Origin of the sequence: Providencia sp. PROV061 (genome assembly GCF_011045655.1) — a bacterium.
Classification (GTDB): Bacteria; Pseudomonadota; Gammaproteobacteria; order Enterobacterales; family Enterobacteriaceae; genus Providencia; species Providencia hangzhouensis.
On sequence record NZ_CP042861.1, the window covers coordinates 2,832,473 to 2,849,244 of the forward strand.

General features: G+C 37.3%; 17 protein-coding genes. 11 read left to right on the plus strand and 6 right to left on the minus strand.

Translation table 11 applies throughout. From position 1 onward, the window contains the following. Positions 1-66: 66 nt before the first annotated feature. Positions 67-456 (minus strand): hypothetical protein, encoded by a 390-nt coding sequence (locus FVA72_RS12850; RefSeq protein WP_004263505.1) that lies wholly within the window; start codon positions 454-456, stop codon positions 67-69. Positions 457-1,513: 1,057 nt separating this feature from the next. On the opposite strand from FVA72_RS12850, the gene FVA72_RS12855 reads away from it, so the two are divergent. Then, entirely contained in the window at positions 1,514-1,801 is a 288-nt protein-coding gene (locus FVA72_RS12855; protein ID WP_094961235.1) for a hypothetical protein, read from the plus strand. A gap of 69 nt (positions 1,802-1,870) precedes the next feature. Here the strand turns inward: FVA72_RS12855 and FVA72_RS12860 are convergent, their stop codons facing one another. Together FVA72_RS12860 and FVA72_RS12865 are read right to left on the minus strand one after the other, a co-directional pair. Continuing rightward, a complete protein-coding gene (locus tag FVA72_RS12860) occupies positions 1,871-2,764 on the minus strand; it encodes an endonuclease/exonuclease/phosphatase family protein (RefSeq protein ID WP_094961234.1) in 894 nt (297 codons plus the stop codon). A gap of 260 nt (positions 2,765-3,024) precedes the next feature. Further along, complete coding sequence (locus FVA72_RS12865; RefSeq protein ID WP_004263493.1) at positions 3,025-4,059, minus strand: LacI family DNA-binding transcriptional regulator; 1,035 nt, start codon at positions 4,057-4,059, stop codon at positions 3,025-3,027. A gap of 371 nt (positions 4,060-4,430) precedes the next feature. On the opposite strand from FVA72_RS12865, the gene FVA72_RS12870 reads away from it, so the two are divergent. Genes FVA72_RS12870 through FVA72_RS12880 form a run of 3 tightly spaced genes read left to right on the plus strand, consistent with a single transcriptional unit; the run spans position 4,431 to position 6,455 of the window. After that, the gene (locus FVA72_RS12870) at positions 4,431-4,877 is read left to right on the plus strand and encodes a PTS sugar transporter subunit IIA (protein WP_004263485.1); all 447 of its coding nucleotides are present in this window, start codon (positions 4,431-4,433) and stop codon (positions 4,875-4,877) included. Between the two features lie 22 nt (positions 4,878-4,899). Beyond that, on the plus strand, positions 4,900-5,187 hold the full coding sequence (locus FVA72_RS12875; RefSeq protein ID WP_004263481.1) for a PTS sugar transporter subunit IIB: 288 nt from the start codon (positions 4,900-4,902) through the stop codon (positions 5,185-5,187). 11 nt (positions 5,188-5,198) lie between these two features. Then, positions 5,199-6,455: a PTS ascorbate transporter subunit IIC gene (locus tag FVA72_RS12880; protein ID WP_036958647.1), complete on the plus strand. Its 1,257-nt coding sequence runs from the start codon at positions 5,199-5,201 to the stop codon at positions 6,453-6,455. Positions 6,456-6,507: 52 nt separating this feature from the next. On the opposite strand, the gene FVA72_RS12885 is transcribed toward FVA72_RS12880, so the two are convergent. After that, a complete protein-coding gene (locus FVA72_RS12885; protein WP_004263474.1) occupies positions 6,508-7,314 on the minus strand; it encodes a DUF4239 domain-containing protein in 807 nt (268 codons plus the stop codon). A 211-nt stretch (positions 7,315-7,525) separates the two neighbouring features. Continuing rightward, a complete protein-coding gene (locus FVA72_RS12890) occupies positions 7,526-8,008 on the minus strand; it encodes a DUF523 domain-containing protein (protein ID WP_004263471.1) in 483 nt (160 codons plus the stop codon). A 248-nt stretch (positions 8,009-8,256) separates the two neighbouring features. On the opposite strand from FVA72_RS12890, the gene FVA72_RS12895 reads away from it, so the two are divergent. From FVA72_RS12895 to FVA72_RS22055, 3 genes are all read left to right on the plus strand, one after another. After that, positions 8,257-8,799, plus strand: a complete 543-nt coding sequence (locus FVA72_RS12895; protein ID WP_004263467.1) for an RrF2 family transcriptional regulator — start codon at positions 8,257-8,259, stop codon at positions 8,797-8,799. 128 nt (positions 8,800-8,927) lie between these two features. Beyond that, entirely contained in the window at positions 8,928-10,136 is a 1,209-nt protein-coding gene (locus tag FVA72_RS12900; RefSeq protein ID WP_110591584.1) for an NAD(P)/FAD-dependent oxidoreductase, read from the plus strand. A 133-nt stretch (positions 10,137-10,269) separates the two neighbouring features. Continuing rightward, on the plus strand, positions 10,270-11,013 hold the full coding sequence (locus tag FVA72_RS22055) for an ankyrin repeat domain-containing protein (RefSeq protein WP_110591583.1): 744 nt from the start codon (positions 10,270-10,272) through the stop codon (positions 11,011-11,013). A gap of 311 nt (positions 11,014-11,324) precedes the next feature. Here the strand turns inward: FVA72_RS22055 and FVA72_RS12910 are convergent, their stop codons facing one another. Further along, positions 11,325-12,269 (minus strand): SPFH domain-containing protein, encoded by a 945-nt coding sequence (locus FVA72_RS12910; RefSeq protein ID WP_004263460.1) that lies wholly within the window; start codon positions 12,267-12,269, stop codon positions 11,325-11,327. A gap of 429 nt (positions 12,270-12,698) precedes the next feature. On the opposite strand from FVA72_RS12910, the gene FVA72_RS12915 reads away from it, so the two are divergent. From FVA72_RS12915 to FVA72_RS12930, 4 genes are read left to right on the plus strand one after another with little or no spacing between them, the layout of a single operon-like run. After that, on the plus strand, positions 12,699-13,652 hold the full coding sequence (locus FVA72_RS12915) for a 2-keto-3-deoxygluconate permease 1 (RefSeq protein WP_094961229.1): 954 nt from the start codon (positions 12,699-12,701) through the stop codon (positions 13,650-13,652). Positions 13,653-13,662: 10 nt separating this feature from the next. Beyond that, on the plus strand, positions 13,663-14,937 hold the full coding sequence (dtnK, locus tag FVA72_RS12920; RefSeq protein ID WP_110591582.1) for a D-threonate kinase: 1,275 nt from the start codon (positions 13,663-13,665) through the stop codon (positions 14,935-14,937). 16 nt (positions 14,938-14,953) lie between these two features. Continuing rightward, on the plus strand, positions 14,954-15,910 hold the full coding sequence (locus FVA72_RS12925; protein WP_036958696.1) for a D-threonate 4-phosphate dehydrogenase: 957 nt from the start codon (positions 14,954-14,956) through the stop codon (positions 15,908-15,910). A 3-nt stretch (positions 15,911-15,913) separates the two neighbouring features. Further along, positions 15,914-16,690 carry a DeoR/GlpR family DNA-binding transcription regulator gene (locus tag FVA72_RS12930; protein ID WP_036958646.1) on the plus strand — a complete coding sequence of 259 codons (777 nt, stop codon included), beginning with the start codon at positions 15,914-15,916 and terminating at the stop codon, positions 16,688-16,690. Positions 16,691-16,772 lie beyond the last annotated feature (82 nt).

Below are 16,772 nucleotides of genomic sequence, written 5' to 3' on the forward strand. Positions count from 1 at the left end.
CTTTAATAGAATTCGTTTTGCTTATCGAGCTTAATTTAATAGAAAAACCTGCGCTATAGCTCACTTTTAGAAGCAATATCTTGTCCATAACGAATCGACCATTTCCTTTGGTACCAAATCGTAATCTCCCTCGACCATTGGAATAGACAAGGAGACCTTCCCTTGTTTATCACTGTAAGCTTTCACAATGAATTTTTTATAGCCTTCTAGCCTTGCATTCTTAACTCGAAACACTTCGCCACATACATAACCTAAATCCCCTTTATCCGCAGTTTGGCGAATAAAATTATATTTCACATTTTTAAATGAAGCAGATTCTGGATAAGATAAATAGTCTTCAACGCTACTCTTAGCCATTTTCACAAGATCAGGTGTAGGGGTATAGTTCAATGTCACACCTAAGATAAAAGAGCCCCCAGTTAACAATAAAATTGTGAGCAACTTTATGATATTCATATTACTAAGCTCTCATTTATTCAATAACAAGCCAATTGACCAAAATGACCTAATAATTTCGCCCCAAAATATACTTAAGCAGTTATCTTCAGCCAATTGTAAATAAATAATAATTATTTTAATAACAACCAACCTTATCTATATAAGAATACCTTATTAGATAACTTGTTTTTCTAATTATTACCCCAGATAACTGCTACCAACAAAGCGAATAAGTACAATTAGATTGATATGGGCTATTCGTATTTATACTTTATTTTACACACCTAATGAGTAAGTATACCAGTATTAAACTAAGAATATAAATAGTACTCGAAACATTAACTGTTTCAATTTGTATTTTTTTAACTAAAATAGTTTCAATTACCCAAAAACAGAAACAATAATAAGCCTTAACTGTTTATCATAACTTAACAAAAATAAACAAAAATATGTAATAAAACAATTCAATTCAATAATAGTCATGTCTAAATGTTAATTAACCCACTTAATGAGTATTTTCACTCAATGCAAGCGTAAAATAGAATTAATTAATAATAAATCCGTTATTTTCAATTAAAATTCATCTAGCTTATTTAGATATTATAAAAACAAAAAATACCTAAAATTCAATTCACTACGAAATAACATATTAATTTGCATCATCTCTTAGCTTAATTTTTAGCATATCGTTAACGAGTATCTTTATTTCAGGCTAAATTAGCAATTTTATAGTACCCGTTAAAATGCAACGCAACCTAATCAATTGATTAATAAAACAAAAATAACAAATAAATTGATTAAAACGACGTTAACCATATGATAAAAAATAGTTAAAACCATCAACCCACCTTAAGAAACATAAGAATATTTAACTATATGCATATTGTAATTTACCATTGAATGCCTCTATATCTCTTCTTTTACACAATTTTTGATATATCTGACCAATCAAAATTACAGAATATTCCTAGGATAATTGATGCATTTAACCAATACATAAAATTATCCGGCTAAATTTGACAAAATATTTTTTTTATCTCATGTAGCATTGCTTTCCAAAGAAAAAGGGTTAACCATGACAAATACTCAATTACTATTACTTGCAACTAATAACATCAGAAATAACGTAGATCTAAGCCACTCTCAGGAATCTTATGTATACCAGTTTTACTATGCTAACGTCGTAGGTCACTTCGACAGCATTCAAAATTTTCTTACTGTATTTAAACAGCAGACGAGCGCAATATTAGATGCATCACAACAATTAGCAGAACAGCGGCAGCAGATATACTCAACAGTTGAGTATTATTTAGAAATAGCTGAAAAACGCTATATTGAAAGGAAAAAAATACTAGGCAATTAACTTAGCATTACAGTTGGAAAGGCCTACAAACCAAATGAGGCCTTTTATCGAAAATTTCTCTGTAAGTGTTTATTGCTCTTGTAGCTCTAATTCAGCAATTATAGGTAGGTGGTCGCTAACACTTGACCATTGAAACTCTTTACTATCCGTTGGAATTTCCATTTTTTTCACATCCCAAACTTGCCCTTTAAATGTAAAAATATGGTCGATGTCTATGGCTGGGTTTACCGCTGGCCAACTACGATAATCAACACCTTTAAACTCAACTGGGTTCCACATATAACGAATTTCTTGGATAGGCTGTTCATTAGCTGTTGAATTGAAATCTCCCGCTAATATTTTTATTGAGGCCGCAATATTATCAAACCCCGTATCTGTATCCCCAATACTCGCATCTAAAATATGGCGCACTTGCCCAATGCGAATGGTTGGATCTTTCTGCCAATCCAGATGTGTTCCCATCACAATAATTGGTGCATCAAAACCTGGCTTTGATATTTGAGATATTAATACAACCCGTTGTTCTGCATCACCAGAAGGTAAATTAATTACTTTAGATTTATCAATTTTATATTTTGATAAAATTCCTACACCGTACTCTCCACCATCAAAATCTAATGCCTTACCAAAAGCAAAATCCATCTTATTGGCTTTAGCTATTTCTTCTAGCTGGTGAACTTTTTTACTACGAGCGGTTTTATTATCAATTTCAGTTAAAACAATCACATCAGCATCTATTTTCGCAATCGCCTTATTTAGCTCATCAAGATTACTGACATCAGGTGACAACTCATTTTTACCAATGTTATACGTTGCAACTTTAATGGTCGGCTTGTTCGAAGTGTAAACTTTATTCGGAGTTCCTCCATCCTGTACTTTCAGAATTTCGGAACCCGACATTGTTGCCATCGCACCACAAGAAACTAGAATTGTGGTGGAAATAACTGTTTTTAGTAATTTCATTGTTTTCCCCTGTTAATGACTAATACAACAGAATAGTGCAAGTATTTAATAAAATTCTCGCGGAGCTAACCCCCGTTAACTTACAGTTTTCATACATTAACAGAGAATAAAAAAGATATAGTGACCCAGTCTACAATCTTATTTCGAGAGAAAAAAAAACATCTTTTTGACCGTCAAAATAGAGAGCTATCGCACTCCTATTCACTTAAGGATAAGCAAGAAATTCAAGAAAACGTGATCAACATACGATAAATTATATTTCACGCACTTTGTCTTGCTTCAAATTTATATGGGAAAACAACCCCTTCTTTACGTTCAACAAAGTCACAATCGACATCTGCAAGCCATTTTTGTAGCCTTTTCGCTGTTTCTCGTGCCATTTTACTGTAATCAATTCGCACAGATGTCAGTGACGGATGGATATGATCACAATTTGAAGTACCTTCAACACAAGCAATTGCTAACATTTTTGGTATCTGAATTAAACGTCTTTGGCACTCAAAAATGACACCAAGTGCAATCATTTCATGACTGCAAATCACAGCTTCAAGCTCAGGTTGGCGGGTCAACATCTCACTAATTGCCTGACGACCAAAATCCATCGTTGCGACATACGGAGTTGTAATACTTTGATCTGCACTTTGGTTATACGCCAGCATCGCTCGGTTCCAGCCACTTAATTGCTGACTTTGCATTTTACTGTCCATTTGAGCACCAATATAACCTATCTTCTTATACCCTTTTTGTAACATATAGTTGGTTAAAAAATTAACCGCATCTCCAACGTTACTTTTTATGTTCAACGTGACTGGATGATTAGATTCCCCCGCAACACTGACTACAGGGATATCTAAATTCTTCAAATAATTCGAAACGCTTTCTGAGTTTATCGCCCCAAAAACAATCAAAGCTGCGGGGTTACTCTGCAATAATGTCGATAAAACCTCAGACTCTTTTTTTTGCTGGTAATCATGGCTACCAATAACAACTTGATAACTATTTTTGTTCAGTGCTTCTTGTAAAGATTGCAGAAAAACTGAACTGGCATTATCACGCAAAGACGGAATTAAAACAGCAACGGTACGGCTTTGGCCTGACGCTAAAATACCTGCTGCGGAATTAGGTATATAACCAAGTTCTTCAACAGCAGCATTAATTTTTTCACGTAACTTATCAGACACTAATTCGGGTGTACGCAAAGCCCTAGATACCGTCATGGACCCAACGCCTGCGAATTTTGCGACGTCCTGCAACGTGACTCGCCCTGTATTTTTTCTTTTTCGTATTTTTTGCATGTAATACTTTTACTTAGCCTAAACTGATTATTAACCCTAAGGTTATTGATCTTTGATGGTCAATTTTCATTCGAATCAAGCATGTTTTTTGCTTTTTCTCATGTTCTAGATTAAATGCGCTAAAAATAGCCAATATGGTTCTATTAAATCTAAAGAAACAGTCAATATCACCAGTCCTAGTTAACTTACCACAGGTTGAATTTGTTAATCAGCAGAGAAGTGTGTTCATTTCATATTTGCTCGCTATATTTTTTTAAAATGATAGCGCTATCACGAAAATGAAAGATTCAACTAGATAGCGCTACCATAGAACACTACTATTCATTCAACCATTACAAAGATAATAATTTCACTCTACCAGGAGCAACCCGATGCTAACGACATTACTGACCCCTAACGTCATTCAAGTCGTCGACAGTGCCAATAATTGGCAAGAAGCGATAAAAATCGCCTGTAATCCATTAATTAATAATAAGTTCATCGAACCAAGATATATTGATGCAATAATTCAATCACACGAAAAAATCGGCCCTTACTATGTATTAGGCCCAGGTATTGCCATGCCACATGCACGTCCAGAAGACGGAGTAAACCAACTATCTCTTGGGTTAACCGTTATCAAACAAGGTGTTGAATTTGGCTCCGATGGCAATGACCCAATCAAATTATTAATTGTACTAGCAGCCACTGATAGCAATAGCCATATTGGTGCTATCGCGAAACTCGCAGAACTATTTGATAATCAAGACGATGTAGATAACATCATGCAATCAGAAAACGTAGATGACATTCTAAAAATCATCGCTAAATACGAATAAGATAAATATTAAGGTAAATATTATGAAAATTACTGTTGTTTGTGGAAATGGTTTAGGTACTAGTTTGATGATGGAAATGAGCATCAAAAATATCTTAAAAGATTTGCAAGTTAATGCAGATGTTGACCATGTTGATCTAGGCTCAGCAAAAGGCACTGTGAGTGATATCTTTGTTGGTACAAGCGATATTGCTGAACAATTAGTCGCTCAACAAGTTGGTGGCGAAATCGTTGCTCTCGAAAATATGATTGATAAAGTTGCAATGAAAGAACGTCTCACCATTGCTTTACAAAAACTCGGCGCGATGTAAGCGGAGGCACTATGTCATTTTTTCGTTTTCTGATGCAGGATGTTTTATCTGAACCAGCCATTCTTGTTGGTCTAATCGCACTTATTGGTTTGATCGCGCAGAAAAAACCCGTCACTGAATGCATTAAAGGCACCATTAAAACCATAATGGGTTTTGTGATCTTAGGCGCTGGTGCTGGCTTAGTTGTCAGCTCTTTAGGTGATTTTTCCGCTATTTTCCAACATGCTTTTGGTATTAATGGTGTGGTACCAAATAACGAAGCTATTGTTTCTATTGCACAAAAAAGCTTCGGTCGTGAAATGGCAATGATTATGTTCTTTGCGATGCTAATCAATATCTTGATTGCTCGCTTAACACCATGGAAATTTATATTCCTCACTGGGCACCATACGTTATTCATGTCCATGATGATAGCAGTTATCTTAGCTACCGCTGGAATGGAAGGAACTCTATTAGTCACTGTTGGCTCACTGATTGTTGGCTTTTGTATGGTATTTTTCCCAGCAATTGCCCACCCTTACATGAAAAAAGTGACAGGCTCAGATGATGTTGCGATTGGGCATTTTTCAACGATTTCTTATGTCCTAGCTGGGTTCATTGGAAGCAAATTCGGTAATAAAGAACATTCAACAGAAGACATGAATGTCCCGAAAAGCTTACTATTTTTAAGAGATACACCTGTCGCTATCTCTTTCACCATGTTCATTATTTTTATCATTACATGCTTATTCGCAGGCGGTGATTTCGTTCGCGAAGTCAGTGGTGGTAAGAATTGGTTCATGTTCTCATTAATGCAATCCATTACATTTGCTGCAGGCGTATACATTATTCTGCAAGGTGTACGTATGGTTATTGCAGAAATCGTCCCTGCGTTTAAAGGTATCTCAGACAAATTAGTTCCTAATGCGAAGCCTGCTTTAGACTGCCCAGTGGTATTCCCATATGCACCAAACGCCGTATTAGTCGGATTTTTAAGTAGTTTCGCTGCCGGTGTTTTGGGAATGTTCGTTCTGTATGCATTAAATATGACGGTTATTATTCCAGGCGTTGTACCGCATTTCTTCGTAGGTGCTGCTGCCGGTGTTTTTGGTAATGCAACAGGCGGTCGTCGTGGAGCTATCTTGGGTGCATTTGCTCAAGGGCTGCTTATTACCTTCCTACCAGTATTCCTATTACCTGTTCTTGGGGATATTGGTATTGCTAATACTACATTCAGTGACGCTGACTTTGGCGCAATCGGAATTTTATTAGGCATTATCGTCCGCTAAAACAGAACTCCCCATGGCAAATTTGCTAGTGGGGAGTTTTTTTACAACGCCCCTACTTTCCCAACCAAGCACCATCCCTAAATAAGAATTCCTGTAATAAAATTAAATCATCAGGTGTTACGTGGATCATACCTTCACCAGGAACATCAATTTCTGCAATCATAAATAGAGCCAACGTGGTTAATGACGGCAATATGAGTATCAACCAATTTTTCCCTTTTGTCCCGCGTATATTGTAACCAATAAGAATATTTGAACAGATAGCAAAAAAGATCAGTAAAAACCAAGTTGCATTTGGAATTTGGTGTCGCCAACTTGCCATCGTTTTTTGTTGAGAAAGATAAAGGTCGCTAAATGCACTGAGTACAGAAGCCACAATAGGGTTTGGTGTTTGACTTGCTTCTTTTACCGCGATTTCCCATAATTGACTCTGCTTTTCCAAAGAAGTCATCCGCCATTGGTTATTTTCGTCACTGATACCTGACTTAAAAAACTCAATCCGAGCTTCCAAGTATTGTTGAATAAGCTGAGAGGCTTTTCCTCTATCATCAGTGCTCAATAACTGTGCTCTCTGATATGCCGTACCAATAGCAATAGCTTCATTTTCTTCTGTTTGCTGACGGTTGTTATAGCCATTAATCGAAATTGATAAAACAAACCCTATCAATAAACCCAATAAAGATAAAATCGCCCCTAAAATAATTTTAGCTTCATCATCCGTCGCTTCTTCGTGGGCTGATTTACGCTTAAAAATATATTTACCAACGTAGGCAGAAATAACTAACAAGATAAATGTGATAACAAATAAAAGAATGGAATCGATTGGAGAATCATTGATCAACTCAGAAATATTAAACATCGTATAAACTCATGAAATTTATTTCCTGATGATATAACACAACTGCAATACAATTATCTAGACAGTACTATTTTTTTGCTAAATTTCAGATAATAACAACAATCAGGCATCATAATACGACATCCAATTAGCTAACAATAAAGCACAACTCCCCTAATACAGAATTCACTCACTATATTTACCTTAAGTTGATTATCAAAATATATTTTCATTACATTTTTTCGAAATAACCCCTAATTTTCATGATTAAATCAGGTGAGTTCTCATCCAATATGTCAATATGGTGCCGTTTAAATAGTGCAGCACAGACACCCATACCGACTTTTAAAGTGCCATCAAACTGACCATTATAGATATGCTGACTACCGCACGAGGGGCTATTACTTTTGAGTACAACTAATCTCACATTCATTAATTGAATTTTTTCTAAAGCAATATACGCACCACGAATAAATTCTTGAGTGACATCGATATTATCGCTTCCGACCACACTAGCTCGCCCAGCGAGTACATCATCACCATTTCCCCCCATTATTTCTGCAGATGCTCTCGGTGTTGGTAACCCGCCAAAAACTTCAGGACAAATACTGATGACCAGACCATCCTCATAGAGTTTTTTCAAAGGAGTATATAATTGATGCTTCCCATCATACCTTACACAATACCCTAACAAACAAGCGCTTACTGCAATCATAACTAATCCTATTAATAGACCTGACTTTTTAAGGTATTTTTCATGGTTATATTAGACAATAAGTTTACAAAATACTTCGCGCTAATAGTGCTCGTAGAACAAATAAAAACGCTTACAGCCTCATAGATCTGTAACTTGTGGCTGTTTACACTCATAACGCGGACCAAACTTATCTTAGTTTATTGACAATTAAAACGGAGACCTGTATTGTCCTTGTTTATAAATAGATGCTTAGGAAATTTAAATAAATGGCACACATTACTGTCAGTGTTGAATATGGTATCCATTGTCTACTTTGGTTTGTTGATAATCCCGAACGCTCTCTTAGCAGTAGAGAACTTGCAGAGCTACAAGGCATCTCTCCAAGTTTTCTAGCAAAAATTTTACCTCGGTTAGAAAAAGCAGGGATCGTGAGTTCGAATGAGGGAATTAGAGGTGGATATCGATTAGCATTACCCCCTGAAAAAATCACATTTCTATCTATAATTGATGCTATAGAAGGTTATAAACCGCTTTTCGAGTGCCAGGAAATACGACGCCGCTGTGCTGTTTTCGAAGAAAATGGTCTACCACAATGGGCCATTTCAGGTACCTGCTCCGTACATAAAGTCATTCTTCAAGCCGAAAATGCCATGAGAGATGTATTAGCTAACCAAACCCTCGCTGATGTGGCGCAGCGTCTATGTCAAATCGCCCCTAATAGTTTTTATAGAGATGTAAACTCATGGATGGATCAAAAAATTGAAGCTAGAACAGTGCGTTCGAGCAAAGGAGGTCGTGGTAAAACATAACATATAATCCGATAACCATAAATTATATCGTTTGTACCTAATTTTAATAACATCTTCACTGGTGCGGTTTTTTATTATTTAAAATTTGCAACTGAGCATTTAAAGTTAAACTCCAAAGGAATTCAATAATGACAGCTAAAATTGTTATTGCAGGATCTGGTTTTGCTGGCTTCTGGGCAGCTATTTCAGCAATGCGGGTAATTTCACAAGAAAATAAAGAAAATAGCATCAAAGTTATTTTAATTTCACCAAGACCGAATCTCACTATACGGCCGCGTTTATATGAAGCAAAGCTGGATAATATATCCCCTGATATTTCAAAGCAGCTAGCTGCCGTCGGTGTTGAATATATTGCAGGTGAAATCCAGAATATCGATACAGATGCAAAGTTATTAACCGTTAATTTAGCTAATGGCAACCAAACTACGTTAGTCTATGAGCGCTTTATTCTGGCAACTGGTAGCCAATTAAATGTACCTCCCGTTCCTGGATTTGATAGGTATGGCTTTGATGTTGATTCATTAGAAACTGCACATCGTCTTGAAACACATTTACAAGCACTAAAGAACAAACCGGAAACTTTAGCTAGAAGCACCGTTGTTGTCGTCGGTGGAGGATTAACAGGCTTAGAAAGTGCTGCTGAAATGCCAGCCCGACTAAAAGCAATTCTTGGTGAAACAACAGAGGGCCGAGTATTTATAATTGACTCAGAATCCACTGTGGGAGCAGGAATGGGAGCCGAAATTTCACCTGTAATTCAACAAGCTCTAACTGAATGCGGCGTTGAATTGCGCGCGGGATTACGAGTCGAAGCACTAAGCCATGATGGAGTTACTCTGTCAAACGGTGAGTACATCGAATCAAATACTGTCGTATTAGCGACAGGAGTAAAAGCAAGTTCTCTAACGGAACAGATTCGCGGTGAACGTGACGCTAGTAATAGGATTATCTCGGATAATTATTTACACGCACAAGCTGTCTCAAATGTTTTCGTCGCAGGAGATACTGTCAAAGCTCCCACAGATAATCAAGGAAATCATAATTTAATGACTTGCCAACATGCTCTAAGTTTAGGCCGTGTTGCAGGGTATAATGCAGCAGCTGAGCTATTAGGTCTTCCATTACACCCTTATAGTCAACTTAAATATGTAACTTGCCTTGATTTAGGGGCTTGGGGTGCTCTTTATACCGAAGGTTGGCATAGGAAAATACATCATATTAAACAGGAAGGAAAAAAGATAAAGCAAGAAATTAATACCAAGTGGATATATCCACCTGAGTTAGAAAAAAATGAGTTATTTGCTATCGCTGCTCCGGATTATGTCATCGTTCCTTGAGATAAAGATAAAAATTAATATATTCAAATAAATCAGAGTAACCACATAAAAATACAATGAGTATGATTTGTATTGCTTTGTATCGTTTATTTTTTAATACTAATACATAACTAAATATTAATAAGGTTTCAATATGCATATTAAAAAAGTTATATTTGCCTTTTCATTAATTGCTTTTGGGGCTGTATCTCAGGCCCAAGTTATTAATAATAATAATCCTTTAAAATATAGGCATTTTAAAACAGATTATACTACTATGCTCGAACTAGCGAATAAAGAACGCTTACCTTGGAGAGTCTTCTATGAAAGTCCTAGCGAGGGCGCCAATGCCGAATGGTTTGATGCCGTAAAGCAGGGAAATTTAGATAAAGTAAAACAGATGGTTACTGAGGGGCAAGATATAGAAGCCAAAGACACTGGTAGCTTAGACCAAACGGCTCTTGGATGGGCGGCCTTTATTGGCGATGAAGCTATGGTTGATTATCTTATCTCGCAGAATGCTAATCTTTGGGCAACCGATACAGGTGACGTATATAACGTACTAAAATCAGCGGTGCTTGGTAATAATGTCAATGTTGTAAAAAAAATCCATCATCTAATGAAAAATGAAGTAGATTTGAATAATCAACAAATTGAAAGTGATGGTGAGACATTAGTCATGATAGCCGCGAGTAATAATAGAATGGAAACGGTTAAATATTTATTATCGCAAGGAGCAGATATTAACCGGAGCACAACGACTGATGATGTAACCATGTTTTCTTATGACCAAAGTGCATTAACTTATGCATGTAAGAATAATCTTCCAGAAATGCAAAAATTCCTTATTGATAATGGAGCTCTAAATCATCGTACTGGTAAACCATCTTGTGATTGATTTATAGAAATATAGGGTAATAACAGAAAATTTTGCGTCAATCATGTAAAAATTATTTTCAGTAGCTCAAGAAAAGTATGTATTGTTAACATTCCTATGCATTTAAGTGAATATTCTAAAAAAGATATTGTATCACTTAGCATAATAAAAAGAGAGTATTAAGCGTACCCTTCCATAAATTGAATGGCCTGATTCCGGTTCAATATCGAAATCAGGCCTTATAACCCGTTGACTAAAAGTGCATAACCTTATGTGGTCACCTCAAGCTTAATAGAACGAGTTTTAACTGTGGTAATTCTTTTAAATTAATATTACTGGCTATTACGCATATCCATAATCATTTTACCATCGTAATCTGCACCAACAACAATATTAGGTACCTCACCTTTATATTTATGAGCTTTAATCTGCTCAATCTCTAACTGTTTCCAATTGATCATTTCACGGGTAATAGTACGTTGCAATATCGCATTCGCTTCAGCTTCTTTCTGAGCAGCATACAATTTTGCATCTGCTTCTTGGCGCATCGCAAATGAACTTGCTTGTGCGTTACGTTCTCTGGCGATGGCTTGTTGTTCAGCAGACTCTCTTTCCGCTTCAGCAATAACAACCTTTTTCTGAGCTAATTCACGCTCTTTTTCTGCCTCTGCTTTTGCTTGGTTGATTTGCTCTTGGCGCATTTTGGTATTAACCACTTGCTCTTGTACAACCTCAGGCAAAGTAATATCTTGGATCATGATTTCTTTTATTGTATAGCCATAAGGAGAAGCATACCCTTGAATAGCATCACGAATAGATTCTTGTAATTTTCTTTGTGTATCTGCAGTATAAAGATCTTGTGCATTAGCAACATCTTTACCAAATTCTAAAATCGTTGAGATCAGCTTTTGGCGTACATATTTATCTAAAGCTTCGCTTTCTGTACCACCATTAATACGTAATACAGGAGCTTTCGCACCATCAAACTGAAGCATTACCGTAATATCAACAATAGATTTTAATTTATCTTGCGAAGGTACTCTTAGCTCTTTTAGTGATACTCGAATATCTTTTGTTGAGTACGTATCAAATGTTGTAAACGGATTAATTGGAAAATGTAAACCTGCATCATAAGCAACTGGGTCGACTTTTCCTAAAAATGTCCCCACCTTAACCGAGCCATCTTGTACAATAGTATATGAATTGATCCCTACGAGACCAATAACTAGAAGTAATGCAGCACCGACAACCAATTTAATCATTGATTTAAATTGCATGAGTTAATCCCTATCAAATTAATAATTATAATAAAGCGCCTTATTGTCACCACTTATTTTCTAACTACAAGTCTAATAATCCTAAATTTAAAAGCACTAAATCTGCTGTTTCTATTTTGGTAAAAATGAATCGCTGAGCCATTACAGATAATTTTGTTATAAACCTAGTTTTATCCTTTTAAATTATTAGTGCTTATTTTCAATCATAAAACACAGGTATGATTATTTATAATCACTCTCTCGATCAGTTTAAATAACATCCACTCCATCAAAAAGCCAAATTATCATTATTTTAAGCCAAGTTAGTGATAAAAATTAGAGTATAATTTCAATTAATGGTAAATGGAATTATTGCGATCTTGATCACTGTTGTTTTTAATTGATTAAATATAATCATAATGACTAAAATAAATCATGGCGGAGAAAACCATGCAAATAAAAAAATCGATTGAACGTATACCTGGTGGCATGATGGTTGTGCCATTAGTACTCGGTGCCCTAATCAACACCTTTGCTCCTCAAGCCCTCGAAATCGGTGGCTTTACAACATCACTGTTTAAAAATGGTGCCCCTGCTCTTATTGGTGCATTCTTGCTTTGTATGGGTGCAGGAATTAGTTTTAAAGCGGCGCCACAAGCTTTATTACAAGGAGGTACAATTACCTTAACAAAACTAGTCGTTGCGATTGCTCTTGGTCTAGGCGTCGATTATCTCTTTGGAATGGAAGGGATTTTTGGTTTAACTGGTGTTGCAATTATTGCAGCAATGAGCAATTCAAATGGTGGCTTATATGCCGCTTTAGTTGGGGAGTTTGGTAATAAACGAGACGTTGGTGCTATCTCAATTTTATCTCTTAATGATGGGCCTTTCTTTACCATGATTGCGCTAGGCGCAGCTGGTATGGCAAATATCCCTTTAATGGCATTAGTTGCAGTTCTTGTTCCGTTAATTGTTGGCATGATCTTAGGAAATCTAGACCCACATATGCGCGATTTTCTAACAAAAGGTGGGCCAATATTAATTCCTTTCTTCGCTTTTGCACTAGGCGCAGGGATCAACTTAGAAATGCTATTACAAGGTGGACTCGCAGGTATCTTGCTCGGTGTGCTGACTACGTTTGTTGGCGGCTGGTTTAATATTCGAGCAGACCGTCTAGTAGGAGGCTCAGGTATCGCAGGCGCTGCTGCCTCAAGTACCGCAGGAAATGCTGTAGCAACACCACTCGCTATCGCACAAGCCGACCCATCCTTAGAGGCTATCGCGCTTTCTGCTGCTCCTTTGATTGCTGCATCCGTGATCACCACCGCTATTCTAACCCCTATCCTGACCTCTTGGGTTGCTAAACGCCAACAAGCAAGACAACCCCAACAAACTGAAGAGTAAGGAGTTATTTATGAAGCTATTAGTTATTGCAGATGACTTTACAGGGGCAAATGATACCGGTGTTCAATTTGCTAAAAAGCATGCGCGCACAGAGATACTTCTTGATAATACACAAAAACATTCTTGGTTTGCTGATGTCGTTGTGCTTAATACAGAAAGTCGCGCATTAAATGCACAAGTTGCTTCAGAAAACCTACGAAATAGCCTGAAACCTTTTTTATCTCAGAAGGATAAACCTGTCATTTATAAAAAAATTGACTCAACATTTCGCGGTAATATCGGGGCAGAAATAGAGACAATTATGTCAGAAACAGGCTTAAAACTTGCTATTGTTGCCGCAGCTATTCCTGCGGCAGGACGTGTAACGTTAAATGGTGAATGTCTCGTTCATGGAAAAGCACTTATTGAAACTGAATTTGCTTCTGACCCTAAAACACCAATAGTTTCATCACGTATCCAAACTATTCTCCATCAGCAGACTACCCTGCCCGTTATTGAAGTGAATCTAGACCAAATACGTTCAGGGCGATTCGCAACATGGTTACAAGCACAAGAGCCAACGCAAGGCAGTATCATCGTCACGGACGCTGAAAATGATGAAGATTTAGCACTAATTGCTGAAGCCGTATTTTCAATAGATCAATCTTGCCTACTCGTTGGAGCTGCGGGCTTTGCAAATGCATTACCTGAAAATATTTTCATGGATAAAAAGCAAGGGCTACCATTATTTATTGTCGCTGGCTCAATGAGCAGCGCAACAATTGAACAGGTAAACTATGCACAAACACATTGTGATGCCAGTGTCATTGATGTTGATGTCACGCAAGTACTTGCAGCCACTACACAAGATAACTACATGGCTGCGCTCATCAAAGAAATTAGTCAAACATTAAACCAACAAAAACACACCATCATACGAACCAGCCGAGATGTGCAAGATAGGCATCATATTGATGACCTATGCAATACCTACGGTATGACACGTAATGAATTGGGGAAAAATATCAGCGACTTTATTAGTTTGCTGACCTTAAATACGCTGTCTGTTGCCAGCATCGGGGGACTTTTTTTAACAGGTGGAGATATTGCGATTGCGGTTGCCAATACTTTGGGAGCAAAAGGTTATCGAATTCAATCTGAAGTACTGCCATGTATACCTTGTGGCACTTTTATTGACAGTGAAATCGATGACTTACCCGTGATCACCAAAGCGGGAGGGTTTGGTCAAATAACCACTTTATGCGAAGCCATCAAATATATTGAGGAAATTTATTGTGAAAAATAATGTTGTTGCTATTACCATGGGAGATCCTGCAGGTATTGGCCCAGAAATTATCGTCAAATCCCTTGCAGAAGGTGAACTGGCAGGAGCCTCTGCCGTTGTTATCGGTTGTGCATCAACAATGCAGCGATTAATTAAATCAGGGGTAGTTCCTCAGATAAAAATCAATGTGATACAAAATATCAAAGAAGCTCAATTTTCAGCGGATACCATCAATATTATTGATGAACCCCTAGCCGACCCTAGCGCACTTATTGCGGGGAAGGTCCAAGCTCAAGCTGGTGACTTAGCATTTCGTTGTATTAAACGTGCGACTGAACTAGCTCTCGCAGGTGAAGTGAAAGCGATTGCCACTGCACCTTTAAATAAAGAAGCATTGCACCTTGCCGGGCACAACTACCCAGGTCACACTGAACTACTTGCCCAGCTAACCAATACCAAAGATTATGCCATGGTGCTTTATACCGAAAAATTAAAAGTCATCCATGTCACAACACATATTGCATTGCGTAAATTTTTAGATACATTAAATAGCGAGCGTATCATAACCGTGTCTCGTATCGCATCAGACTTTTTAAAACGCGTTGGCTATGAAAAACCACGTATTGCGATCGCTGGCGTTAATCCTCATGCTGGGGAAAATGGTTTATTTGGTGATGAAGAAATCGTATATTTACAACCAGCTATAGAACAGGTAAGGTCTGAAGGTATTAATGTTTATGGCCCTTGTCCTCCAGATACTGTATTTTTACAAGCCTATCAAGGGCAATATGATATGGTCGTTGCCATGTATCACGATCAGGGTCATATTCCTTTGAAATTATTAGGTTTTTATGATGGTGTTAATATCACTGCGGGCCTTCCGTTCTTGCGCACTTCAGCCGATCACGGAACCGCATTTGATATTGCTTGGACGGGTAAAGCAAATCCTGAAAGTATGGCCATCTCACTTAAACTTGCGATGAATGTAGTATAACTAATGAGCACAATGGATAGATTAGATTTAATACTTGAGTATCTTAAACAGCATAACCTCGTCACTGTTGAAGAACTAGTACAAGCATTATCCGTGTCAGCGGCCACTATCCGGCGTGATCTCATTAAACTTGATGAAACTGGGGTTATCTCTCGCACGCATGGCGGTGTAACCCTAAACCGTTTCATTCCTGTTCAGCCCACTACGTCCGAAAAAAACCAGCGTAATCTAAGAGAGAAACGGGCTATTGCGAAAGCGGCAGCCCGTTTAATTGAACCAGGTAGCACGGTTCTACTTGATGCAGGAACAACCATGCTTGAGCTAGCGCGAGAGCTCACTCATATGCCCCTGCGTGTTATCACCTCTGACCTCCATATTGCCCTTTTTCTTTCTGAATTCAAACAAATTGAAGTCACAATTGTTGGTGGAAGAATTGACGATAGTAGCCAATCTTGTATTGGTGAGCATGGGCGTGTTTTATTACGTAGCATTTATCCTGATATCGCATTCATTAGTTGTAACTCTTGGAGTTTAGAAAAAGGAATTACAACACCAACAGAAGAAAAAGCAGGTCTAAAACGTGACCTAATAACAAATGCTACACGCTCTGTTATGCTTGCTGATAGTAGTAAATACGGTAAATGGTCATTATTTCGTGTCGCTCAAATAGACGAATTGACAGATATTATTACAGATAACCAACTTCCACTCGATATTCAGCAAAAATTTATAGATTCTTGTCGTACTAATCTAATATTGGTTTCCACAAATGCCACTTAATGCTATTGAACTTGATTTCTTTATAAAATAAAGTAGCTCAACCTTCCAACCAAACCGCACCAAACATTACATTTCATCTGAC